Raw genomic sequence first — 24,224 nt, forward strand, 5'->3', positions numbered from 1 at the left:
TTGAGCAAGAAATAATTCGGGAAACAAGGCGTTTACTGCAATCATTGGGCGCCAGTGTCAAGAAATCGTCAGCTTTGCATAATCAAGGTGGAGCGTCTTCAAGCCATGCCGGTCAAAAAGGATATCGATCGACCGGCCTGTCGACATTTTGGCAACCGTGCCGCTGCCGAAAAACGGGTGGCTGACCTTGGCGCCTACATGAAAATCGCTCATCTCCAGCCTCTTCGCCTTGGCTCTTCGTGGTGTCGGGGCGGACTCGGGAGCGGATTCAAAGGCAAAGGAATTGTAACCTTTCTGCGGTGAATCGCTGCTGATCCGTTCATAGAGACCGCCACTCAGTTCACTTAAAAACGGTGACATTCCGGTATGATGAAACTGCCGGTCCTGGGTCATCAGCTGCCGCGGATAGGTGAGATAGAGATATTTCTTGGCCCGGGTCGCCGCCACATAGAGGAGCCGTCGCTCCTCCTCCCACTGTTCGCCAAAGCTTGCCGCGGCATGCGGGAAGCGGCCCTCGGCCATACCGATGACAAAGACCGCCTCAAACTCAAGCCCCTTGGCGGAGTGGATGGTTGACAAGACAAGGCGCTCCAGGCCATGCCCGTCAGCGGCGCCCTCCTCCGGGGGATCGAGGCTGGTGTCGTCGATAAAGCTTTGCAGATCGTCGTAACCATCCATGATACTCTTTAACTGATCGATATCCTTACGACGCTTGGGAAAATCGTCAGCATACAGACGTTCAAAGATCGGCTGGTAATATTTGAGTACGATCTCGTAGAGGAGGGAAAGATTATGGCCATCGACCAACAATTCGTCGTAGAGACGCACCAGTTTGGCAAACGATTCCTGCCAGCTCTTGCCGGCCGGGTACTTGGCCAGCGCCTGAAAGGGGTCGGCGGCCTGGGCGATCGTCGCCGAGATCTTTTGGGCGGTGGTCGGCCCGACATGCTCCAGCTGCAGCAGCATCCTGTTCCAGGAAAGGGTGTCCTGGGGGTTGGTCAGCACCCGCATAAAGGCAATCATATCCTTCATATGCGCCGATTCGGTCAATTTCAGGCCGCCCCGTTTCTCGTAATCGATAGCCGCCGAAGCAAGCTCCAGTTCCAGTTTGTAGGAATGAAAACTTGAGCGAAAGAGAACTGCGATATCGGTCAGAGCAACGCCCGCCGCCAGCAGTTTGCGCACCGTCTTGACAATAAAGGCCGCCTCTTCCCGCTCATCGGCCCCGGCAAAGATCATCGGCCGCAGCTCGCCTTCGCGCCGGGTGAAGAGCGTCTTGGTATATTTTTCCGCGGCGTTTCTAATGATATCGTTGGTGAAGGAAAGAATCGGCTGGGTTGAGCGATAGTTCTCCTCAAGCTTGATGATCCGGGTATTGCTGAAGACCTTGGGGAAACGCATGATATTGTAGAAATCCGCACCCCGAAAGGAATAGATGGACTGGGAATCGTCGCCAACCACCATGACATTATCGTGGGTGGCTGCCGCCAGCCGGACGATGTCTGCCTGGATGAGGTTGGTGTCCTGATATTCGTCAACCATGATGTAGGCAAAACGCGTCGAGATGGCTTGGCGTACCTCGGGCAGCTCAACAAGTAGCCGTTTCCAGTTGACCAGCAAATCGTCATAGTCCATCAAACCGTGCTCAAACTTGAAATTCTGGTAATGTTTCTGCAGGGTAAGGATATCTTCGAGACTATCGCTGAGGTGGCTGTACTGATCGGTCACCAGATCTTCGAGGGCTATCGATTTGTTGATCGCGCCGCTGATCATATTGATCACCGCCCGCCGGGAGGGGAAGCGCTTGTCCTTTTTACCAAGGCCAAGGGAGGACTTGAGCAGATTGATAATCCCCTCGGCGTCACCTCGGTCGATAATGGTAAAGGACGAGCCAAAGCCGATTTGCGAGCCATAGCGCCTGAGGAGAAGGTTGGCTATGCCGTGAAAGGTCCCACCAACCACCCGGTTGCAGTTTTCATTGAGTAATCTGCCGGCCCGCCAGAGCATCTCCTGGCTGGCTTTGCGGGTGAAGGTAAGCAGCAGTATGGACTCGGGGGCAACCCCCTGTTCGACGAGATGGGCCACCCGGTAAACGAGCGTGCGGGTCTTGCCACTGCCGGCCCCGGCAATAACCAGCACCGGACCGACGGTCGTGGTCACCGCCGCGTATTGCGATTCGTTGAGCTGCCTGAGATTTACGATCCCCGACTTTGCCTCGTGCTGTTGCGAATTTCCTTCAGTTTTCATGGCGGCCACTTTAACATAGGGGCCAGGCAGTGGCAACACCGGTTGACAAAATTGGTCCAGCTGGTATATTGTCGTTCCCAACCCCTTGATATCAGGGATTTACCCAATCACTCTCGACACACCACCCAAAAAACGACCACCATGACCACCGATACACTGAAAACCGTTTTCACTAAAGAGAAACTAGCGGCAATCTTCCCCGCAACCAGATCAAACGACTTTTTCGAGGCCCTCTTCGGCGACGCCTCCGAGGGGGCGTATGACATCGAACTGGCCTATCGCGAACTGAGAGGCAATACCCTGACCATGGAGCTCCGTCTCCACGAACGGCCGGGGCGCTGCCTTGCCTGCAACCTGACCCAGGGTCTGCCCCAGGTCTTTTCCCGGCATCCGGTTATCAATGTTCAAGGAATAGTAAAAGATATCGAAGGATTACTGGGAGGAACCTATCGTTGCCTCAGTTGGTCCCTGGGATACACCGGCCAACACAGCCGCTCCGTCCATGCGATTCCGTTAAATATTGTGGTGGAAAAAAACTAGGGTGTCAGCAAAAGGCCACGACCGGTGACAGCCCTGGAACACTCCGTCGTGAGTGCCGCCGTCAAATTTTTGAACAAAAAAAGGCCGACTTTTACAAGTCGGCCTTTTTTCTTCATTTCGTTTTCCAGCCTATTCAACCGCAACCCTTGATCGGCCCTGGGCCTTGGCATGGTAGAGGATGTCGTCGGTCCTCTCCGTCCATTGTTTCAGGGATTCGCCCTTGCGCAGTTCCGACATGCCAATGCTGATTCCCAGTTTAGTTTTTTCATCTGCCCAGATATTCAGCTCATCGACGGCCACACACAGCCGCTCTGCCAGAATCCTGCCGCTTTGCAGATCGGTATTGTCAAGGATGAGAAGAAATTCATCGCCACCCATGCGTACCAGCAGATCGGTGGAGCGAACGGCCCGTTTGAGTACCGAAGCTACGTCCTTCAAAACCTCATCACCCTTTTGATGGCCGAGATTATCGTTGATATCCTTGAACCTGTCGAGATCCATGGAGACCATGGTCAAAGGATTATGATAGCGGCGGGCGCTGTCCATCATGCCGTGAATACGGTCGTCGAAGACCCGGCGATTAGAAAGCCCGGTAAGGCTGTCGTTGCTTGCCTTCTCAAACAGATCCTCATACTCAAGGCCACGCCGCAGACATTCGGCAAGTATCTCAAGCGAATGATTGATAAGGTCAAGATCTTCCGAAGAAAGCTCATGGCCTTCCTTTAAGATCAACAAGATACCGGCATCATCAGCACTTTCAAAGATCCATTTATAGGCAAAACGGCCATCTTTCTGGGTAAAGGAGCCATCGAAGGTAGTCTTTTCGGCGATAAGCTGCTCAGCAAAGGCGATGGCCTTCCGTCTGTACGGGCCATGGCCGGAACAGAACAGATGCCGTTTATTGCGCTGGCTGTTGTTATAACCGATGAGCTCATGGCCCACCAAGGGCATCAACCAGACCGAATAGGCCTCAATCATGCCACTGAGACTCAACACCCCGGCCATTCGCCCGTGCAGCTTATTAATCAGATCGAGTCGTTCTGATTGTTTCTTGAGATTATCAAGCTCAACCATAACCTTCTCAAACTCCACCTGTTTGAGGTGGGGAGAAGAGTCTTTCTGTTCATGAGTCATGATGGTCATGGGTGCTTCCTAGTACTTTTTATAGTGGTTTGTTGGGACAAGTCTTTCTGAACACTCTTCTTATCGTCCAAGGGGAGAAGAATCTTTACCCCTGATCGTGGATTTCCCTTCCTTTAAGCATAATTTATGCCACCAGAATTTTGACGCTCGGGCAATGACCGCAGATATCGGGTATCATACTGATTTATTTAATTTTTGATTTTGACATATCGCCAATATTACCCCGCCCGGACTAGATCTGGCAATCGTTGCCGGCCAGACACCATCATAAACGACGTTTTTTTGACACCCCCTGAGCGATGGAAAAACTTTGACAAATCGGCCACCCCGCAGTACTCCTCAGTCTCACTTGTATCTCCCTATACAACTGTATCCCCCCTACCGCCGGACGCCATGTCAACCCCCACCCTGCAGCAAAAACTCGGCCAGCTTTTTCTCATCGGATTTGCAGGGGATTCACTGTCCCCAGGGCACCCGATTGCTGCCGCTATTGCCGAAGGCAATCTTGGCGGGGTCATCTTATTCGACAGGTTGATAGCGGAAAAAAAGGACAGCAACAACATCATCAACCCCGAGCAACTGCGACGGTTGACCAAAGACCTTCAGGATTTGGCGGATGGCGATCTTCTTATTGCCGTCGATCAGGAAGGCGGCAAAGTCAATCGTTTCAAAGGGGAAAGGGGTTTTCCAACAAGCCCGGCAGCGGCAGAGCTCGGCAGCTCGCCGAATATTCGAGCGACCACGGCAAGCGCCCGGAAGACAGCCCGCATGCTCCGCCAAGTCGGGGTGAATTTAAATTTGGCCCCGGTCGTAGACCTCAATATCAATAGGAACAATCCAATCATCGGCCGCTACGATCGCAGTTTCTCCGACAACCCGCAAACCGTTGCCGCCCATGCCGCGGCCTGGATCAGAGAACATCACGCCGAGGGAATTCATTGCTGTTTGAAGCACTTCCCCGGCCATGGCAGTTCCACCGGCGACTCGCACCTTGGCTTTGTCGATATCACCCTGTCCTGGCAGGAAAGTGAGCTGGAACCGTACAAAACGCTTATCGCCACCGGCCTTGCCGAGGCCGTCATGGTCGGCCATCTTATCAACAGGAATTTCGACCCCCAATTCCCGGCGACCTTATCCGCCGCCACGGTCAGATCGCTGCTGCGCCGGAAACTCGGCTTTACCGGCCTGATTATCTCCGACGATATGCAGATGAAGGCGATAACCGATCACTGCGGCCTGGAAGATGCCTGCTGCAAAGCCCTTGCGGCAGGCGTAGATCTGCTTATAATCGGCAACAATCTGGTGCATGATCCGGCTATTTTCACCAAGGCCGTGCATGCTGTAGAGAGGGCGGTGCAGGGGGGAGAGGTTTCGCCGCAACGAGTTGCAGAGGCTTACGGAAATGTGCAAAAATTCAAACAATCATTGAGAGACGGCCATGGATCATAACCACTATCCCACCCATTCAATTGCAATCGGCTACATCTTCTGGATCTTTGGTTTTCTCGGATTGCACCGCTTCTACTACGGCAAGCAGCTCTCCGGGATGATCTACTTCTTCACCCTGGGCCTGCTGTTTATAGGGTGGATTGTCGACTTCTTTCTTATCCCAGCGATGGACAGAGAGATGGCCGGCCGCTACCATTCCGGCGAGGCTGACTACAACGTCACCTGGCTTCTCTTAGCCTTCCTCGGGATCTTTGGAATTCACAGGATGTATATGGGAAAATGGCTGACCGGCCTTTTATACCTTTTGACCGGCGGCCTCTTTTTGATCGGCTACCTCTACGATCTCTGGACCCTGAATGACCAGATCAACCTCGTCAACACAAGGAACGGCTGACGCCATTGATGCGCCGACAATGGTCTGGAATCACATCCCTGTCTTGGGGCGGAAGTGCTGCAAGGGCATCATGCCCGCCCCACCGCCGAGGAATTTCCCTACAATAACCGACAGATCACGCATGGAAATGGGTTTCATGCAATACTCGTCGATCCCCGCATCCACCGCCGCGTCCTTGGAAACCTGATCTGAATAACCGGTTATCAGAATTATCGGCAGATCCCGGCGCAGCGCCTTGACCTTTTCACTCAGTTCAAGGCCGGTCAATTCGGCCATGGTCAGATCGGTGATCAACATATCAAACTGACCAGGATCCTCTGAAAACAATGCAACCGCTTCCCTCGGCGAGGTCTTGCCGACCACGGTGTATCCGAGACTTTGCAGGATTTCACCGGTAACCTGGACCACCTGTTCCTCGTCATCGACAAGAAGAATTCTTCCGCTTCCGCCCTGCAATTCGCCAAGGGACACAACCTGCTCCATGGCTGTTTCCTTTTGCGCCACTGGCAAAAACACCCGGAAATTCGTTCCCTTGCCGACTTCACTTTCCACCTTGATAAATCCGCCCTGACGGCTGACTATGCCATGCACCATGGCCAGGCCCATGCCGGTGCCGCTGGTTTTTTCCTTGGTGGTAAAATAGGGCTCGAAGATTCTTTCGAGATCCTCCTCCTCAATGCCGCAGCCGGTATCGGCAACGTTCAGTTCAAGCCACTCCTTGCCGTCACCGCTCTGCGGTGCGAGTCCCAGTTTTACTTTAAGAATGCCGTGTTGGCCGGCCATGGCGTGCGAGGCGTTGGTACAGAGGTTGATAAGCACCTGGTGTATCTGTACCGGATCGATAAACACCCTTCCGCAATGCTCATCGACCTGTTCCTGGATAACAATAGTGCTGGGCAGAGTGGAGCGCATGAGCTTCATCACCTCTTTGACGATGGGATGAATATACTGCAGTACCGCCTTCTTTTCCATGCTGCGCGAAAAAGTCAGGACCTGCTCCACCAAAGATTTGGCCCTTTTCGCCGCCTTGAGAATCTCTTCGAGATAATCATAAACGGCCTTGTCGGAAAAACCGTCCTGCTTCATCTTCAGACGAATAATTTCCGTATAGCCCATGATCGGGGACAATACGTTGTTGAAATCGTGGGCAACCCCGCCGGCGAGTGTGCCGATGGCCTCCATCTTCTGGGTGTGCCTGAGTTGCCTTTCAAGCCTGAATTGCTCGGTTATGTTTTGGGCAATGCCAATAATTCCAGTTACTTTACCGTATCGATCCTTCACCGGAGAGGCGGTTATATCAAAGACAATTTCATCCTCATCGACGCCGAAGACACCGGTTCTCTGAATGCTCGACTCAATCTTGCCGGACTGAACACATTTCTGAAAGGCGCATGTTGCGCATTTTTCGCTTTGTGAACAGAACAGTTCATGACAACTCTTGCCGATTGCGTCGGTGTATCTCTTGTTTGCGGCCCTGTTCACCCATTTGGCCTTCATCTGGCTGTCAAACAAGATCAAGATACCGGAAAACCCCTCGACAATGGCCCTTTTCTGCGCTTCGCTCTCGAACAGCGCCTCAAGCAATTCATTATTTTCTTGTGATTCCAAAGCTTTTCTCTCTCTAGCGACGGTAATGAAGCTCTTCAGCCCATAACCTGTTGATGGTTGCGACGTTCTTCAGGCAATTGTAGCATCAGATCCGGCTATATACAAAATAACTCTTGCAGATTGTGGCAATAAATTCCTCGCCAGGGAATTATCCCCCGCCATCGGTGCCACCCTTTCCCTTGACTCTTGCCTCACCATTCATTATTACTTGCCCAGACCCCGTGCTATGCAAAACCAACCTTTATCAACGATTCTCGACCCACCATGAAATCCTTCCCCCCACATTCCCCGGCAACCACCCCGGAACGGCCAGAAATAGAATATCCCTGCACCTGGACATACAAGGTGATCGGTGAAGATTGCACCCTGCTGAAAGATGTTATTGTTTCGGCCTGTTCGCCGCACCCGGTTACCATACGGCACTCCAATTCCAGCTCGAAGGGGAAGTATCACAGCATGAATGCCGAGATCGTGGTCCCCGATGAAGGGGTGCGATTGCAAATCTATGAGGCACTAAAAGGCAGTTCCGCCGTAAAAATTGTTCTTTGAGAGAAGCCCCGATGGACACCGAGACAACTGAAAAAAAATCGCAGCTTCTGGTAGCCCTGCGGGAGGCTGTGGCGGTGGTACAGATGATTGTGTACAAGGAGGTTCGCAGGCTTTTGGCAAGGAAAAAGCCTGGCGCGGAGACTGCTTTTCTAGCCGGCATGGCTGGTGCCATTACCAATGAGGTCTTCGGCACCCAGAATCCGGAGGAGAAATTCGTCCGTTTCCGCGCCGACAACTGGGGCGAAATCGAGCAGGAGCTGCTTGCCATGAAGGACGGACTGCCGGAGCTTTGCGGCGATCTCACAGATGCCTTGCGCATCCAGACCCTCTGCGACCACCAGGAGGGCCATGACAGCTCACAGACACTCCTGCGAGCAAAAGAATTTGGCTTTCTTCACGAAGATCGGGAGATTCCTCTCCCCTCCTCGTTTATGGTCCTCGTCCGGACCCTTGGCGAAAAGCATAATCTGATTATCCCGCCGATGCAGATCACCCCGGAGCAGGACACAACAATGGTGCATTGATCAACCGCCGGAGCCATTCTCCCGCAGCCGCACCTGCACCACCCCGCGCACCGAATTGCAGATGAAGATTGCCTCGGCGGCCCGAACCTGCTGTTCGGTTATTATTTCCTCAAATACCGGACAATTACTGTCGGCCAACAGGCGGCCACGCATCACCCCGGGCAAAAGACCGCAGGCAACCGGCGGGGTTTTATAGCGACCGTCGCTTAGAATCAGCAGATTACTTATGCACCCCTCGGTTACTTCCCCGGCTTCATTCAGAAAAATGTATTCATACAACCCCTGGTCCAGGGCCTTGGCGTATTCCTTGGTGTAGAGTTCTCGCCTTGAGGTCTTGAAATATTGCCAGGTCGAATTGCTATCAACCGGAGTCGCAGAAAAATTGATCACCGGCAGCCTGCAATCCTCGGTATTGTGCGGTTCGGCGGGCAGGGCGAGACAAGCTGGAGGAAGGGTGGCAGCGGCGGTAAGCCCAATCCTTCCATCCTTTTCAAGAGCCAATCGCACCCGGTAGCAGCCTTCGGTAAAGACCAGTTTTTCTTCTTCCAGTCGCTCTTTGATGGCGGAGACGTTATAGGAGAATTTGAAAAACTCGGCTGCATTTTCGAGCCGGGTCAGGTGTTCGGCGAGAAGATAATAGCCGGAATCCCGCTGCCAAAGGAGTGTTTCAAAGAGATGAAATTCCGGCTGACTTTTGGTCAGAAACAGCCCCTTCAGCAGGTCTTCCTGCCACTCATCCTCGGCATCGGAGCCATAGGTGATTCCCGATCCGATGCCCATCTCGCCGTTCTTCCCCAATAACCGGACCGTCCGAATAGGGACATTGAAAACCGCTGACCCATCTGGCCCGAAATAGCCTATGGCGCCGGTGTACACACCGCGCGGGCCTTTTTCCAATTCGTCGATAATCTGCATGGTGCGAATCTTCGGGGCACCGGTTATCGAACCGCAGGGAAAGAGGATGCGAAACAGTTCGGTGAGTTTAAGGGTTTTCATGGTTGTAACCGAGGACTTGGCCTTAATAGTCGAGGTCATCTGCAAAAGGCTCTCGTACGACTCAACATCGAAAAGAGATTCGACATCCACCCGGCTTGGCCCATGGCCATGCATCAAACGGGCCAGGTCATTACGCAGCAGATCAACTATCATCACGTTCTCACTGCGATTCTTTGGATCGCCCTGCAGTGCCAGGCAGTTCTCCCGCTCCTCACCGCTGTTTCGTCCCCGCTGGGCGGTGCCTTTCATCGGCCGGACGGTGATCTCCTGCCCATTCTTTCGAAAAAACAGCTCCGGCGAGAACGACAGTATTCGCTCATCGCCACGGCGAATGTAGGCTCCATAGCCAACGGATTGGTTGCGCCGCAGAACGCGATAAAACTTTTCAATTGATCCGGAGAAATCGAAGAGAAGTTTCAGGGTATAATTGACCTGATAGGTATCGCCGGCGGCTATATACCGGCGGAGCGCTGCCAGTGCCTCGACGAATTCCTCCCGCTGCATATTCGGCCGGATATTGTCGATGGAGAAATGGTCATCTCCACTGGGCAAAGGGCCGGAAAGCGGGAAGTTATTGTTGCCGGTCCGGTGATCAAAAATATATGGCTCGGAAAAGACGCCGATATCGGCGAGCACGGTTTGCCCTCCGCAAGGCATGGAGACGCGGGGAGAAATTCCGCCCTCAAGCATTGCGCCAAATTCATACCCGACCCATCCTGCCAGATAATACCCTTCATTAAGCCGCAGCTGAAGGTCATCGAGAAATTTTTCAAGATTCTCATCGCTCCTGCAGAGCAGTCGGGAAACAGGGTTAATAAAAAGAAATGATTGACAGTTTTCAGGATCAGGGCGAGAAGTGTCGAGAAACACAAACTCCTCCTGACGGGATAGAAAACCCAGTAGTTTTTCCAGATCCGGTTCCTGCAAACGCCACATATCTATCCTTTCAGTTCAAAAAGTTCACGGTGAAGGCCGGTTTCCCCACCAGCAGCCGTATCTCCAACCTGAGTGTTTTTTCATTATCGGCTGTACGCTGGCGACCGGTAGAGGTCGCCAGGCATCACCATCTGCAAAACAACCCGGCGCAAAGTCGGCGAAAATAGACCGAACTTGTTGTAATTCGGTGCGCCTTAGACTACAATCACCGGTGCTTCCCAGCGTAGTACCATGAGCACCCACAGAATATTTAAAACAATTTTTCGATTTTCGCCACGTTGCTCGCACAACTTCAAGTAAACAAAGGAGATCCAATCATGTCTCGAAAGATGGTTACGATTGACGGCAATCAGGCCTGTACGCATGTCGCTTACGCCACGAGTGAAGTCATCACCTTATACCCTATTACCCCTTCGACCCCACTGGCAGCGGAAGCTGACTCCAAGTCCGCGGCCCTGCAAAAGAATATCTGGGGCACCGTGCCCGTCGTCAATCAAATGCAATCCGAGGCCGGAGTAGCCGGCTCAATGCATGGATCTCTCACCACCGGCGCCCTGTGCACGACCTTCACCGCCTCGCAGGGTCTGCTGCTGATGATCCCTAATATGTACAAAATTGCCGGTGAGCTCACTCCCACCGTTTTCCACGTAACGGCCAGGGCCATTGCCTGCCAGGGGCTGTCGATCTTCGGTGACCACGGCGATATATATGCCGCCCGGCAAACCGGCTGGGCCATGCTCTGTTCGCAAAATGTCCAGGAAGCCATGGACATGGCTCTCATAGCAGTCCAATCGACACTTGCCACCCGCATTCCTTTTGTCCACTTTTTTGACGGCTTCCGGACCTCCCACGAGATCCAGAAGATCGAAGAGGTCAGTCACGACCAAATGCGCGAGATGGTAGACGAGGAGCTGATCTTCGAACATCGCCATCGGGCTTTATCCCCTGATCACCCAACCATCCGCGGAACTGCCCAGAATCCGGATGTATATTTCACCGGCCGTGAGACCGTCAACAAATATTACAATGCCACCCCTGCCCTTGTTCAGGAAACCATGGACAAGTTTGCCGGAATAGCCGGCCGCCAGTATCATCTCTTTGATTACCACGGTTCCCCGGATGCGGAAAATGTCGTGGTGATGATGGGTTCCGGCTGCGAGACGGTTGCCGCGACAATCGATCACCTCATTGCCCAGGGTGAAAAGGTGGGCATGGTCATGGTTCGTTTATACCGTCCCTTTGACTGCAAAGCCATGGTCAACTCCCTGCCCGCTACTGTCGAGCGAATCACCGTCCTTGATCGCACCAAGGAGCCGGGTGCCGCCGGCGACCCGCTGTATCTCGATGTTCGCGCCGCAATCGGCGAGGCCTCCGAGACCAACACCACGATCTATCCGCCGATTATCCTCTCGGGACGATACGGCCTCGGTTCGGCGGAATTTACACCGGCCATGGTCAAGGCGGTGTTCGACAACATGAAGTCAATGTCTCCCAAGACCAAATTCTGTGTCGGACCAAAAGACGATGTGACTTATTCGAGCCTCGATTTCGATCCGGCTTTCAATATTGAGGGACAAGACGTATACCGGGCGATGTTCTACGGCCTTGGCTCGGACGGAACCGTCGGCGCCAATAAAAACACCATTAAGATCATCGGCACCGAGACCGACAACTCGGCCCAAGGCTATTTCGTTTACGATTCGAAAAAATCAGGATCGATCACCACCAGCCACCTGCGCTTCGGCAAGACCCCGGTTGTTGCCCCGTACCTGATCAACAAGGCAAACTTCATCGCCTGCCATAATTTCACCTTCCTGAAACAGGTCGACATGCTCGCCAACCTGGAAGAAGGCGGGACCTTCCTGTTGACCACCAGCTTCACCAAGGACACCGTCTGGAACGAGCTTCCCGGCAAGGTGCAGAAGGACCTAGTGGCCAAGAAGGCCAAATTCTATATCATCGACGCCGTTTCCCTGGGTCTTGCCCTGGGCCTTGGCGCTCGCATCAACATGATCATGCAGACCGCTTTCTTCCTGATCTCCGGCATCCTTACCGAGGAACAGGCCATCGCCGCGATCAAGAAGGCCATCCAGAAGACCTACGGCAAAAAGGGCGACAAGGTTGTGCAGATGAACTACGGCGCAGTCGATGCGGCGGTTCAGAACATCACCCAGGTCACTCTTGGCGACAAGGTTGACGGCAAGGCCATGCCGGCCACCGTGCCTGAGCATGCGCCGAAATTCGTCAAGGAAGTTACCGCGAGGATCATTGAAGGCAACGGCTACAACCTGAAGGTTTCGCAGATTCCAGCCGACGGCACCTGGCCGACGGGGACAACCCAATACGAAAAACGCAATATCGCCGTCGCCGTACCCCGCTGGATTCCGGAAAATTGTATCCAATGCGGTCAGTGCTCCCTGGTATGCCCCCATGCCGCCAACCGTATTAAGATTTTTCCGGCACAGCCAGACGCTCCCGAGGCATTTCTCAGTAAAGACGCGGTCGGCAAGGAGTTCAAGGGTCAGCAATTCACCGTACAGATCTTCACCGAGGACTGCTGCGGCTGTACCCTCTGCGTCAGTGTCTGTCCGGCAAAGGTCAAGGCCCTGGAGATGATCCCGAACAACGAAGACGTTCGTGCGGTACAATCGAAAAATGTCGAATACTTCCTCGGCCTGCCGGAAATCGATCCGGCGAAGATCAATGTGGCCACCATCAAAGGCAGCCAGCTTATGCGACCGCTCTTCGAGTTCTCCGGAGCCTGTGCCGGCTGCGGCGAAACTCCTTATGTCAAGCTGATAACCCAGATGTTCGGCGACAGGCTGTATGTCGGTAATGCCACAGGCTGCTCCTCGATCTATGGCGGCAACCTGCCGACGACCCCCTATTGCAAACGGGCCGATGGCCGTGGACCGACCTGGGCCAACTCCCTGTTCGAGGACAACGCCGAATTTGCCGCCGGCATGCGGACGAGCGTCAACAAGCTGGGCCTCCAGGCCAGCGAACTCCTCACCGAGGCTGTAACGGCCGGACTGGTTAAGAAGGAACTGGCAGAGGCAATTCTTGCGGCCGACCAATCCAATCAAATCGCCATTGAGGCGCAGCGGGCACGGATCGACGAACTCAATGCCGTCCTCCTCAAAAACAGCAACCCGGTTGCCAGGAGACTGCTCCATCTCACCGACTTCCTGGTCAAGAAGACAGTCTGGGCCTTCGGTGGTGACGGCTGGGCCTACGATATCGGGTATGGCGGTGTTGACCACGTCCTCGCTTCCGGAGAAAATGTCAATATCCTCGTCATGGATACCGAGGTGTATTCCAACACCGGTGGACAGATGTCCAAGTCCACTCCCCGCGCAGCAACCGCCCAGTTTGCCGCCGGCGGCAAGAAGATGCCCAAGAAGAACATGGGGATGATCTTTGCCACCTACGGCAACGTCTATGTGGCGCAAATCAGTATCGGTGCCAATCCATCTCAGGCCATCAAGGCCCTTGCCGAGGCCGAAGCATATGACGGCCCATCTCTGGTCATTGCCTACTCACACTGCATCAACCATGGCATCAACATGGCTCTCGGCCTTGAGCAGCAAAAGAAGGCCGTGGCCTGTGGGCATTGGCCGCTCTACCGCTTCAATCCTGACCTGGAAGCGCAAGGCAAGAACCCCTTGATCATCGACTCCAAGGAGCCAACCATCAGCTTCGATGAGTACGCCCTCGGCGAGAACCGCTATCGCACTCTCAAGCGGGTAAATCCCGGTAAGGCTGATGAACTCATGGCCGAGTCGCAAAAAGACGTTTTGAAGGGCTGGAAATTCCTCAAGAGCCTGGCCACGGCCCTTGAACCGGAGAAACCAGCAGCTAAAGAAGAAAAGTAACAGCAAAGGACAATCCCGTTCAACCCTGCTTTTTTCGGGGTTGAACGGCTGGCAACAAAAAAGGCCTCGTGGGCAATTACCCACGAGGCCTTTTTCTTGCTACCCTGCTGACCGTCTATTTTTTCTTCCGTGCTGCTTCTTCGGCCTTTCGCCGTTCATCCTCGGCCTTCAACTCTTCATATTCCTTAATGGACTGCCTGACGCTATCGTCCTGCCGTTCCTTGATCTGGGCAACCTTCGCCTTAATCTTTTCCTCGCGAATCTTCAGAACCTGTGCGCCAAAAAGGGTGGCCGCCAGATATTTGAAGGAAAAAAGCATCAACTCAACATCGTCTTCCTTAATTTTTTTGACGGTTTCTTCGTCAATTTCGTAGACCTCAAGAAAGGAACTCTCAAAGACGAATTTTCGAAAGGTAGCGAGATCGGTCGAGGCCATGAAGAACATCCGCTTCGCCTGCTCCGACAAGGTCGCCTGCTGACCGAACGACTTGCGGCGCATAACCAGCCGTAACCACTCCTTGTTCATTTCGTCACGGACATCAACGCCCTGGTCGGCCCGCCATTCCCGAATGGTCCACTGCTTGTCTTCCTCAAAGCCCTTGCAATGGTCTTCACGCACCAAAAAGAAAAACTTCTCTTCTTCGGAGACACTTTCATTACCTGCTGCGTCCCTGGTACCACCTTCATGAAAATCGGCCATTCCTACCGGATAGTAGCGGCAAGCGGTTGGCCGGTCGGTGTACACGGTACAACCTTCAGGGGTTACGAACGGACATTTATTATCATCCTCCCGCAGTTTGATCATCACCCCAGGCATATCGGTGTTTTCCAGGTAGGACGGACGGGTATACTGATGAAGAAATTCATGGGCGGGAAGATTCAGCCGCTTGGTCAATTGAAGAATGTCATAGGGGGTCAGAACAATTTTTATTCCCCCACAACAGGCGGTAAAGCACTTCACTCCAGGATGACAGCGAAACTTCAAGGGACTATCCAGAGTAAGTTTTCTCGGGACGATGGAAGAGGGGTTTTTTTCTTTTCCAAAGATGGTTTTTTCCTTGGAGGTATTTCCTTCATTACTCATTAACATCACCTGATTAAAAATTATGGAAGAACCCACTGAATGGGAAAGTTTTAAAGTCGCAAAGCATGTCTGGCGATATATTACTTTTTTTATTGAGAACCGTATATCGCCGGAGAACGGGCCAACAAGACGGTATCTCTCGGCATCTCCATGATCAGGCCATTGTATGGTAACGGCCTGCTGTGAGCAGTTCAGCATAATAAACATCACCGCTGGTTGTGTAAACCTATTTCACTGCCGTCCCGCCGATAAACAAAAACCCGGGCAGGGCAAGAAAATGATTCCATTGAACTTTACGTAAAGGCCGTGCAAAACCTTGGCAAGAATCATTCCCGGCTATTCGGTAATATCTTGCAGTTTTGCTGATTTCTGCGTATATGTCCTGATGCCTGATTGCAGTCTGTTTATTTTTTAATGCTGGGTAACCGGCACGAGAGGTCTTTAACAGCATGAAATTGTTCAGTCGTCCAATAGATTTATCCGGAGTAAACACCGTTGTTTATCACATGCCCAACGGTCCTGCTCTCTTTCTGAGAATTGAAGGCATCGAGGATTATCTTGACCTTGAGCTCGAACTCGGGCACGTTTGTGACACCTCCGACATTGATGGAGTACTTCATTTTTTCCCTCGGGGAAACGCCTGATCTATCCACACCGGTTCCACCAGACAACCTTGTTCAACCTGTAGCTTCAGACCGTAGCAAAGTAGCTCACGAGCCAACTTTGTTGCGTTAGTTGTTGTTGCGCCTTTTTTCCGTTACAATATGCAATGGTATCCCGGCACATCGATCCCTCGAATCTTCCCGACCAATATGTTGACACCCATGTCCATACCAAGTTCTGTGGACATGCCATAGGTGACATGGAGGAATACGTCCTGGCCGCACTCGCTAAAGGCCTCGGCAAAATCACCTTTTTAGAACATATGGAGGAAGGGATCATCAGTCCTGTCACGACCTGGCTGTCAGAGACCGATTTTGATGTGTTTTTCTCGGAAGGGGAAAGATTACGGGGGAAATACGGTGATCGTATCAATATCGGTATGGGAGTGGAATGTGGCTTCAATCCCGACGCCATAGATGGATTGCGCGCGAGACTTGCCAGGAGATCCTGGGATCAGATCGGCATCTCATGCCACTACCTCAAAGTGCCAGAGTTTGACCGCCACATCAATCTGTTCAGCAGAAAAGCAGACAACATCCATCTTGCCCAGCAGATTGGCTGGGAAACTCTCATGGATCTTTATCTCAAAACCCTCTCTGAAGCCGTGCGCCAACTGCCCGGAACACTGCTCTGCCACCTCGATGGCGCCTTACGCCATCTCCCTGCTATGCCGCTCACCAGCAGCCAGTACGCGGCCATAGAAGAGCTGCTCCTTGCCGCAGGCGACAAGGGCATGGCAATCGAGGTAAACACATCCGGGATAACAATGCGCGGCGAACCCTTCCCCAGCCGCCGCATTCTTGCAATGATCAGGCACCAGGGGACTCCTTTGGTACTTGGCTCGGACGCGCACAAGCCGGAGGATGTTGGTCGCTATTTTGCCGAGGCCGCTACTTTTCTCCCCTGAGCACCTTACTCATAGCCTCGCCAAGACTCTTGACATTAAACGGCTTGTGCAGGATGGTATTGACCCCGGCGGCCATTGCCGCCTCGTTGTCCTGACTTTCATTCTGTGTTGTCACCATGATAATCGGCAGGAGTTTGGCGGGATATTTCTCCCGAACCTTCTCCGTCAGTTGAATCCCGGTGATGTCAGGCATATTGAGATCAGTGAGAACCATGAGAGGTTTCTCCGCCTTAAGCCACTCCAGGGCAGACGCCGGAAACTCAAAAAGAACGGGGTCATAACCCAGTTCATGAAGAGTAGCCTTGTAAATATTGAGAATCATCCTGGAATCATCTACCGCGACTATCTTCGGCCGCACGCTGACTTCCACATCACCGGTAAGCTTCTGAGCGAACTCGGTATTGCCCGCGTCAACCAGCAGTTTATGATAATGATCCCGGATATCTTTGTGGGTATGGGGCAGATATTCAAGAGCCAGTTTTTCAAACACCTCGTCTTCGGCAAGGTTCATAAAGACGTTATCCACCTGGCCATTAACAATAATCTTGGCGATGTGCCTGGCGTCCTTCTCCGGCCCCCGGAGCAGGTTCTTGATGCCGGCGCCAAGAATTGCCGAAAAATTCCGGTCAATTGCCCGTGCCGCGGCAATACAGACATGGTCCTCCGGATCGGTCAAACCGGCCGTCAGGGTATAGGCACCCTTTTTCAAGGGGAGCAGGGCAAGGGCTTCATAGGCGGCAAAGCGGACATTGGCGCTCTTCGGTTCATTGCTGAGCAGTTTACGGATGGGGATAACCGCCGACTCATCGCCAATATCGCCTAAGACATTTAAGGTGTGGATGCGAAAATCCGGGTCATCGTGGAGAAGGTTTTCAATGAGAATAGGCACCGCCTTTGGCCCGATCCGCACCAGCTCAGACTTTGCGTAGGTGCGCATATGGGCATAGTGGGAACGGATGGTGTCGTTTAATTTTTCCAGGGAAATCTGGTCCTGAACCTCGGAAAAGATCGAGAGAATGAGATAATCTATCTCATTGTCAGTTCCCATCCGTTCGGCCAGACGGTGCATAGCCGTAGGCGTCCCAACCTGTCCGAGAGCCTGAACCGCGGCGATGATGAGCTGCCGGTTGGCGGCATACAGATAGTCCGTCAGGGTATTTATCGCATCAGGATCACCGATAAGACCGAGACTTTCAATGATCATCAAGATCTCCGCGTCGTCCTCCGATGCGACAATCAGCTCAAGTAAGACCGGAGTGGCCTCTTCAAGACGCAGTTCACCCACTACCTTTATGAGTTCTGTTTTGTCGGTAATTTTCGGAGATGCCAAATACTCAATGAGTTTATCAGGGTAGGCGAGAAGAATAGAAAGTAGAGTTTCACGAATGATAGGCATCTGGTCAGCCACATCCGGATGATTCTTGAGAAGATATATAAACAGCGGCACTGAGAAATCGGCATCTGCGCGGGTCAAGAAGTACATCAGACGATTGCGGGTTTTCTGATCAACATCACGCAGATGTGCCAGAACGAGCTGGGCTTTCATCGAATCGCCGGTTTGAATATTTGCCTGAATCTCTTCAATCATGTCTTGTGGATTGACATCAGCCATACCTGTTCCCCTCACGCTTGGCGTATATACGGTTTGCAATTATTACATCATCTCCCCTCTCCGAGAGAAATCATATCAGGCTATTCGGTTGTTGTCTAATTTTGCAAAAAAAATCCCTTTGCTACGTTTGCCATGATGAAATCAGCCCGGCTCTGGGGAATCTCCTCCCGTACATCATTGATGATTCTCTCAATTTTCTTCACAAAATCCCAGAAAAGCCAAGAAGATCAATTGCTTTTAGATATTGGCCGCAATAAGCCAAATATACCCCATCGTTTACCAAACAACAGGAACCTTGCATAAAGCTTGGCGGAAAGCTCCCTTGAATATCTATCAGGCGCCCAGTATAGTCGCAGCAATGCTTTACAGAGTGGCATCAGCCAGACCGGCAGGTCTGGCAACTGGACTCGTCTACAACGTATCGTCACCGGTTATGATTGGTTTTGCGCGAAAAAATTGGTTTATGCTGGGTCTTGCCGGCGTCGCTGTACTGGCCGTCGCCGACAGCAGCGGCCTGTCCGTTGCCCCGGGGATCTGGCTGGGGGCACATCGGGGTGCGGACGCAACCATTGTCCTGATTTTTTTCCTCTCGGGTATCGCCCTCGACGCCAGGCAAATCCGCAAAGGGCTTACCGATTATCCCGGCACTCTCCTCGCCCTGGCATTGATATTCGGCATCGCCCCAGTCCTGGCCATGGCCTTTGCCCTGCTTCCCCTGGCAACGGGAATCGTCCTCGGTCTCTACCTGGTGGCGGTCATGCCTTCAACGCTCTCCAGTGGAGTGGTGATGACCGGCAGCGCCGGAGGCAACATGGCCCATGCCCTGCTGATCACCATTATAGCCAACGCCTTGGCGGTGGTGACAATACCGGTAAGCCTCGACCTCCTGGCAGGAGCCCGGGATGATATCCGGGTCGCGGCCTTTGACCAGCTGGCGATCATGCTGAAAATCGCCGGTTTTGTCCTTCTGCCGCTCCTTGGCGGAATTGTCCTCCGTAACCATTTAAGCTGGCTCTGCCGTCCTCTCTTGCCGCATATTGGAACCGTAAACCAGATAGCTATCCTGGTCATCGTCTGGATGGCCATGTGCTCCTGCCGGGCCGCCATCGTCGCCGAACTGGACACTCTCGGCACCGTCATCGGCGTGGTGTTTTTCTTTCACCTTATCACTATAGTGATCGCCCTGCTTGTCACAAACATCGCCGGCATGAATAAAGGCCGAAGGGAAAGCGTCGTCTTCATGGGCGGCCAGAAAACTCTAGCCTTATCAGTGGTGCTGCAGCTCTCGCTTTTCCCCGATTACGCGATTGCCTTGGTGGTCTGTGTCATTCACCATATCGTCCACCTCATTATGGATGCCTTTCTCGTCGGTTATCTGCGCGAGAAAAAGGAGTAACCTCGACCATGCTGACTATCATCTTCGCCAACGGCGCACCGGCCGATCCGCCCAATCTGGCAGGTCTTCTTGCCACAGCCACACTTATTATTGCCGCCGATGGCGGGTCAAATACCTGTGAACGCCTGGGCATCCTCCCCAATGTGCTCATTGGCGATCTCGACTCCACAGCAACGGCCATCGTCGAAAAATACCTGCAAAAGCAGGTAGCCATCCATCGCCACCCGCCTCGCAAGGACGCCACCGACCTGGAACTGGCCCTCGACTTCGCCCTTCTCCAGGGAGCGCGGCAGGTGGTGCTGATTGGCGGGCTTGGCGGCAGATGGGACATGAGCCTTGCCAATATCCTGCTTTGTGCGGCAGAAAAATACCACTCCATGCACATCTCCGTGGCGGAAACGGACTGCACCATGCATCTTCTTCACCCCGGCAAGCCATTCACCCTGCGCGGCCTTCCCGGCGAGAGGGTTTCACTACTACCCCTGCAGGGCGGCATCACCGGCCTGACTCTCCAAGGCTTTGACTATCCGCTGCAGGCAGCAAGTCTTTCCTTCGGGACGACGTGGGGGGTCAGCAATGTGCTGCATCATCAGGAGGCAACAATAGAATTTACCGGCGGGTTACTCCTCTGCGTCCATCTGTTCGCCACATCTGAAAAAGCAGAAGTTTCTGCCAGTTGACGGTCTTTGCTGTTGGGCAAGACCTCGCAAAACAAGCATGTGCGAGAGGACGGATTAAGAGCTAAGGACTTTTCGAAGAAGCGCGGCAATGTTTTGTCTGGTCATGGGTTTGTGGGCAAAGCCCCTGATACCGATGGCCCTGGCCCTCTCTTCGGTGATCTGCGTGCTGTAGCCAGTGCACAAAATTATCGGCAGATCGGGACGGATCTCCAGCATACTGCGGGCAAGATCGCTGCCCTGCAAGCCGGGCATGGTCTGGTCGGTAATCACCACGTCAAAGGCTGCCGGCTGGTCCCGGAAGATGGCCAGTGCCTTGAGACTATCGGTCATAACAGTGACCTGATAGCCAAGCCGGGAAAGCATCACCTTGCCCATATCGGCCAACATCTCCTCATCGTCAATAAGAAGAATCCTCTCGCTGCCTCGAACGATTTCATCGACAGCACTGTCGTCCGCCAGGACGACACCTGTATCAACTGGAAGATACACATTAAATATCGCCCCATTACCCATCTGACTGTCACACGACACCCACCCGCCATAATTTTTCGCGATACCGTGCACCATGGCGAGCCCCAAACCAGTGCCCTTCCCCACCTCCTTTGTGGTGAAATAGGGATCAAAGATCTTGTCCTTGATTTCCGGTGATATTCCCGGACCGGTGTCGCGGACGGAAAGCCTGACATACTGCCCCGGCTGGGCATGGCTTTCGCTCGCCGTTTGTTCACCGCTCACTGTTTCCGTCGCAAGCGAAACATGGAGGACACCGCCGGTGCCTTCCATGGCGTGAAAGGCGTTGGTACAGAGATTCATCACTATCTGATGGATTTGAGTGGGATCAGCAACAATCGGTCCGGCCTCCGTGTCAATATCCTGGTGAATTTCGATGGACGCCGGCAATGAGGAACGGAGCATCTTGATCGATTCACCGATGATCAAGGCCGGCCGCAACAGGATTTTTTTGAACTCAGCTTGACGGCTGAAGGCCAGGATCTGCTGGACCAGGCCCTTTGCCCGGTTGCTGGCGGTGAGTACCTGTTTGATATCGTCGCCGGCCATCGATCCCGGCGGGCAGTCTTCCTGGGCCATCTCCGCATAACCGATGATAGCCCCAAGGATATTGTTGAAATCGTGGGCAATACCACCGGCCAGGGTGCCGATGGCCTCCATTTTTTGTGCCTGCTGGAGCTGAATCTGCAGATTCCTTCGCTCGTCTTCCGCCTGTTTCCGTTCGGTGATGTCCCGCGCCACCGCATACAACAGCGATCGCCCAGCCATCGGCGTGGCATTCCATTCGAGCCACTTATACAAACCCTCTGTGGTGCGATAGCGGTTAATAAAATTGATAGTAGTATTCCCGCCTATTTGCCTGGCAACCTCCAGCCGGGTTGGTTCAACATCATCGGGGTGGATGAAATTCTCAAAGGGTTCGCTGAGCAACTCCTCCTCGGTGAAACCAAGAGTGACCTTCCAGGCCTTGTTGATTTTCATGAGATAGCCACTCGTTGAAGCGATACATACCAGGTCGGGAACGAGATCAAATAAGCGTTCCAGCTCCTCTTGGGCGATCTTCAGCTTCTCATCGGCCTGCCGCCGTTCGGTGATATTTTGAAGCACTCCTATCACCCTCCGGGGCTTGCCATCATCATCCCTCGCCAATTCGGCCTTGGAGATAACCGTACGCCGTTCGCCGGTATTCCTGGCGATGATATCAAATTCGATCTCATAGGGTATGCCCCTTTCCACAAGCTCCCGCCAAACCACATGATTTCGAACCTTCTCTGGAACACAACCGGCAATCTCCGCCAAAGAAAGGGAGGCCGTATCGGCAGCGAAGCCAAAAATTCTTTTGGCCTCCGTTGAGGCAGTGATCTGCTCCGTTTGCAGGTCGTATTCCCAACTACCGACCTTGCCTATTTCCTGGGCCTTGGCATATTTTTCATTGGCTTGTGATAGCTGATTTTCAATCTCCTTGCGATGCCTGATTTCCCCATAGAGCTTGCGTGTCTTCCTGGCAACCAGACGTCTGAGATACCACACCCCGAGAAGAGAAAGGACGAGTAACAGCGGGATGGCGATAAAGAGCGCCTGTTTAATGGTTTCACGAAAAGGAATTTTCGGTCTTGGCAAAATCGGCGCAAACCACTTTTCATAGAGGGCATTGTAGGTACCGTTCAAATAAATAACGGAAAGTCCTTCATTAAGAAGTGACAGCAGCTGCTGTTCGCCCTCCGGCACCGCGAAACAGAACTTTTGCTCAAAGCCACGAAGCTGCAGGGCCGCCGGTTTGAGCGATCCAATGGTGTTTTCATTGACCGTTCGCACGTTGGTGATCCGCAATTTTTTCAGCAGCTGCAGGCCAACAATGTGTTGAACAAGTACTGCATCGTGTTTTCCGGAAGACAGCAGTTTGAACGCCTCTTCATAGGATCCGGTCGGTACAATCGTATTGGACAGCTTTTCCCGGACAACATACTCATGTGCTGTGTCCCCCTGCATGACCAGGACTTCCTTGTCCATCAAGTCGGCAAGGCTATTGATGCGGGAGTCTTCCTTCCTGACAAATATCGCTCCGCTCATTCGCAGATACGGGGCAGTAAAATCGTAGATCTTGTCACGTTCCACTGAATAGGACATGAGCGGCAGAACATCAATTTTTCGCAGGACCAGGTCCTGCTTCAGTTCATGCCAGGGACCAACTTTAAAGGTAACCGAACAACCGCTCGCCTCAACCACAGCCCTAAGGAGTTCCACCGAAAACCCCGAGGCGGTTCCATCCGCCTGAACTATGGCAAAAGGAGGATAATCGAGCTCACTGGCCGATTTCAGGATTTTTATCTGCGGCGGAGGTGTGGCCTGGGCAGGCATGCCCTGCAGCCAGGACACGACAAGAACAACAGCAAAAACACTCAAAACAGTTGATATCTTATTAAAATATTGTGATATCCGGGTATTTTTCATGTATCTGCCTTAGCGGGTTCGAGACGAGCGATTGATGCTCTTATTGTACTTAAAGGCCAAGGTATTTGCAAAGCCACTCAGGACTATTTCCATTGTCGGGACAATCCGAGAAAACGAGACCTGTTCGACAAACCATACGAAATAGGGTAATACTGGCCGGAAATATTACTCCCCGGCCCAAAAGGGGAGAAGTACCTTTACCACAATTCATGCACAAGGAGATACATTATTTATGAAAACAGTACTTTATACACTTCTCGTCTTTTTTCATCTGGCCGGTTTTGCGGCAGCGAGCGACTACAAATTCACCTTGATCAATAAAACCGGTTTCGAGATTATTGACCTGTATGTCAGTCCCGCCTCGCAGAACGAGTGGGGCGACGAGATACTGACGGTTGACACCATCCCCAATAAAGAAAAGATGAATGTCCACGTATCGCGCAAGGAAAAGGCTGAAAACTGGGATATTCTGGTCAACAATGAGAACGGGGCGACGTTCACCTATCCCAGCCTGAAGCTGGCTGAGGTATCAACCCTTATTCTGACCATTAAAGCCGGCCAGCTCATGGCTATTTATAATTAGAGGAAATACATCAAAGACCTGAACACAGTTCGGGTCTTTGATTACGATTCGTTGTCTAAGGGATTTGCCCTGGCAAA

General features: G+C 52.8%; 18 protein-coding genes. 10 read left to right on the forward strand and 8 right to left on the reverse strand.

Annotated features, from left to right (window positions below):
* Positions 1–57 precede the first annotated feature (57 nt).
* Positions 58–2,247, reverse strand: coding sequence for an ATP-dependent helicase (locus tag OEL83_16820; protein ID MDK9708707.1), 2,190 nt, complete (start codon positions 2,245–2,247; stop codon positions 58–60).
* Positions 2,248–2,388: 141 nt separating this feature from the next.
* On the opposite strand from OEL83_16820, the gene OEL83_16825 reads away from it, so the two are divergent.
* Positions 2,389–2,787 carry a pancreas/duodenum homeobox protein 1 gene (locus OEL83_16825; GenBank protein ID MDK9708708.1) on the forward strand — a complete coding sequence of 133 codons (399 nt, stop codon included), beginning with the start codon at positions 2,389–2,391 and terminating at the stop codon, positions 2,785–2,787.
* A 129-nt stretch (positions 2,788–2,916) separates the two neighbouring features.
* On the opposite strand, the gene OEL83_16830 is transcribed toward OEL83_16825, so the two are convergent.
* Complete coding sequence (locus OEL83_16830; protein MDK9708709.1) at positions 2,917–3,930, reverse strand: GGDEF domain-containing protein; 1,014 nt, start codon at positions 3,928–3,930, stop codon at positions 2,917–2,919.
* Positions 3,931–4,323: 393 nt separating this feature from the next.
* Between OEL83_16830 and OEL83_16835 the strand changes: the two genes are divergently transcribed.
* Both OEL83_16835 and OEL83_16840 read left to right on the forward strand, forming a co-directional pair.
* Complete coding sequence (locus tag OEL83_16835; protein MDK9708710.1) at positions 4,324–5,379, forward strand: hypothetical protein; 1,056 nt, start codon at positions 4,324–4,326, stop codon at positions 5,377–5,379.
* Positions 5,369–5,773 (forward strand): TM2 domain-containing protein, encoded by a 405-nt coding sequence (locus tag OEL83_16840; protein ID MDK9708711.1) that lies wholly within the window; start codon positions 5,369–5,371, stop codon positions 5,771–5,773. Before OEL83_16835 ends, OEL83_16840 begins: the two co-directional genes overlap by 11 nt.
* A gap of 30 nt (positions 5,774–5,803) precedes the next feature.
* On the opposite strand, the gene OEL83_16845 is transcribed toward OEL83_16840, so the two are convergent.
* On the reverse strand, positions 5,804–7,381 hold the full coding sequence (locus OEL83_16845) for an ATP-binding protein (protein ID MDK9708712.1): 1,578 nt from the start codon (positions 7,379–7,381) through the stop codon (positions 5,804–5,806).
* A 264-nt stretch (positions 7,382–7,645) separates the two neighbouring features.
* Here OEL83_16845 and OEL83_16850 point away from each other — a divergent pair, with 264 nt between their 5' ends.
* Both OEL83_16850 and OEL83_16855 read left to right on the forward strand, forming a co-directional pair.
* Positions 7,646–7,930, forward strand: coding sequence for a DUF493 domain-containing protein (locus tag OEL83_16850; protein MDK9708713.1), 285 nt, complete (start codon positions 7,646–7,648; stop codon positions 7,928–7,930).
* 11 nt (positions 7,931–7,941) lie between these two features.
* Positions 7,942–8,454: a hypothetical protein gene (locus OEL83_16855; GenBank protein ID MDK9708714.1), complete on the forward strand. Its 513-nt coding sequence runs from the start codon at positions 7,942–7,944 to the stop codon at positions 8,452–8,454.
* On the opposite strand, the gene OEL83_16860 is transcribed toward OEL83_16855, so the two are convergent.
* Positions 8,455–10,386 (reverse strand): chorismate-binding protein, encoded by a 1,932-nt coding sequence (locus OEL83_16860; GenBank protein MDK9708715.1) that lies wholly within the window; start codon positions 10,384–10,386, stop codon positions 8,455–8,457. It lies immediately after the preceding gene.
* A gap of 317 nt (positions 10,387–10,703) precedes the next feature.
* On the opposite strand from OEL83_16860, the gene nifJ reads away from it, so the two are divergent.
* Positions 10,704–14,261, forward strand: coding sequence for a pyruvate:ferredoxin (flavodoxin) oxidoreductase (gene nifJ / locus OEL83_16865; GenBank protein ID MDK9708716.1), 3,558 nt, complete (start codon positions 10,704–10,706; stop codon positions 14,259–14,261).
* Positions 14,262–14,376: 115 nt separating this feature from the next.
* Here the strand turns inward: nifJ and OEL83_16870 are convergent, their stop codons facing one another.
* Together OEL83_16870 and OEL83_16875 are read right to left on the reverse strand one after the other, a co-directional pair.
* Positions 14,377–15,345 carry a YkgJ family cysteine cluster protein gene (locus OEL83_16870; protein ID MDK9708717.1) on the reverse strand — a complete coding sequence of 323 codons (969 nt, stop codon included), beginning with the start codon at positions 15,343–15,345 and terminating at the stop codon, positions 14,377–14,379.
* A gap of 476 nt (positions 15,346–15,821) precedes the next feature.
* Positions 15,822–15,998, reverse strand: coding sequence for a hypothetical protein (locus OEL83_16875; GenBank protein MDK9708718.1), 177 nt, complete (start codon positions 15,996–15,998; stop codon positions 15,822–15,824).
* Between the two features lie 116 nt (positions 15,999–16,114).
* On the opposite strand from OEL83_16875, the gene OEL83_16880 reads away from it, so the two are divergent.
* On the forward strand, positions 16,115–16,915 hold the full coding sequence (locus tag OEL83_16880) for a histidinol-phosphatase (GenBank protein ID MDK9708719.1): 801 nt from the start codon (positions 16,115–16,117) through the stop codon (positions 16,913–16,915).
* Here the strand turns inward: OEL83_16880 and OEL83_16885 are convergent.
* Entirely contained in the window at positions 16,899–18,527 is a 1,629-nt protein-coding gene (locus tag OEL83_16885) for a HEAT repeat domain-containing protein (GenBank protein MDK9708720.1), read from the reverse strand. The two genes, OEL83_16880 and OEL83_16885, sit on opposite strands and share 17 nt — an antisense overlap.
* Positions 18,528–18,849: 322 nt before the next feature.
* Here OEL83_16885 and OEL83_16890 point away from each other — a divergent pair, with 322 nt between their 5' ends.
* Both OEL83_16890 and OEL83_16895 read left to right on the forward strand, forming a co-directional pair.
* Positions 18,850–19,923, forward strand: coding sequence for a bile acid:sodium symporter (locus OEL83_16890; GenBank protein ID MDK9708721.1), 1,074 nt, complete (start codon positions 18,850–18,852; stop codon positions 19,921–19,923).
* 8 nt (positions 19,924–19,931) lie between these two features.
* On the forward strand, positions 19,932–20,603 hold the full coding sequence (locus tag OEL83_16895; protein ID MDK9708722.1) for a thiamine diphosphokinase: 672 nt from the start codon (positions 19,932–19,934) through the stop codon (positions 20,601–20,603).
* A 54-nt stretch (positions 20,604–20,657) separates the two neighbouring features.
* On the opposite strand, the gene OEL83_16900 is transcribed toward OEL83_16895, so the two are convergent.
* Positions 20,658–23,564: a transporter substrate-binding domain-containing protein gene (locus tag OEL83_16900; protein MDK9708723.1), complete on the reverse strand. Its 2,907-nt coding sequence runs from the start codon at positions 23,562–23,564 to the stop codon at positions 20,658–20,660.
* Between the two features lie 232 nt (positions 23,565–23,796).
* Here OEL83_16900 and OEL83_16905 point away from each other — a divergent pair, with 232 nt between their 5' ends.
* The gene (locus OEL83_16905; GenBank protein ID MDK9708724.1) at positions 23,797–24,147 is read left to right on the forward strand and encodes a hypothetical protein; all 351 of its coding nucleotides are present in this window, start codon (positions 23,797–23,799) and stop codon (positions 24,145–24,147) included.
* Positions 24,148–24,224: the final 77 nt, after the last annotated feature.

This window comes from Desulforhopalus sp. (assembly GCA_030247675.1).
Taxonomy (GTDB): Bacteria; Desulfobacterota; Desulfobulbia; order Desulfobulbales; family Desulfocapsaceae; genus Desulforhopalus_A.

Bases quoted from the DNA above. Each gene is read 5' to 3' on its own strand.
- OEL83_16820 (MDK9708707.1), bottom strand. From the start codon at position 2,247: ATGAAAACTGAAGGAAATTCGCAACAGCACGAGGCAAAGTCGGGGATC.
- OEL83_16825 (MDK9708708.1), top strand. From the start codon at position 2,389: ATGACCACCGATACACTGAAAACCGTTTTCACTAAAGAGAAACTAGCG.
- OEL83_16830 (MDK9708709.1), bottom strand. From the start codon at position 3,930: ATGACCATCATGACTCATGAACAGAAAGACTCTTCTCCCCACCTCAAA.
- OEL83_16835 (MDK9708710.1), top strand. From the start codon at position 4,324: ATGTCAACCCCCACCCTGCAGCAAAAACTCGGCCAGCTTTTTCTCATC.
- OEL83_16840 (MDK9708711.1), top strand. From the start codon at position 5,369: ATGGATCATAACCACTATCCCACCCATTCAATTGCAATCGGCTACATC.
- OEL83_16850 (MDK9708713.1), top strand. From the start codon at position 7,646: ATGAAATCCTTCCCCCCACATTCCCCGGCAACCACCCCGGAACGGCCA.
- OEL83_16855 (MDK9708714.1), top strand. From the start codon at position 7,942: ATGGACACCGAGACAACTGAAAAAAAATCGCAGCTTCTGGTAGCCCTG.
- OEL83_16860 (MDK9708715.1), bottom strand. From the start codon at position 10,386: ATGTGGCGTTTGCAGGAACCGGATCTGGAAAAACTACTGGGTTTTCTA.
- nifJ (MDK9708716.1), top strand. From the start codon at position 10,704: ATGTCTCGAAAGATGGTTACGATTGACGGCAATCAGGCCTGTACGCAT.
- OEL83_16870 (MDK9708717.1), bottom strand. From the start codon at position 15,345: ATGAGTAATGAAGGAAATACCTCCAAGGAAAAAACCATCTTTGGAAAA.
- OEL83_16880 (MDK9708719.1), top strand. From the start codon at position 16,115: ATGGTATCCCGGCACATCGATCCCTCGAATCTTCCCGACCAATATGTT.
- OEL83_16885 (MDK9708720.1), bottom strand. From the start codon at position 18,527: ATGGCTGATGTCAATCCACAAGACATGATTGAAGAGATTCAGGCAAAT.
- OEL83_16895 (MDK9708722.1), top strand. From the start codon at position 19,932: ATGCTGACTATCATCTTCGCCAACGGCGCACCGGCCGATCCGCCCAAT.
- OEL83_16900 (MDK9708723.1), bottom strand. From the start codon at position 23,564: ATGAAAAATACCCGGATATCACAATATTTTAATAAGATATCAACTGTT.
- OEL83_16905 (MDK9708724.1), top strand. From the start codon at position 23,797: ATGAAAACAGTACTTTATACACTTCTCGTCTTTTTTCATCTGGCCGGT.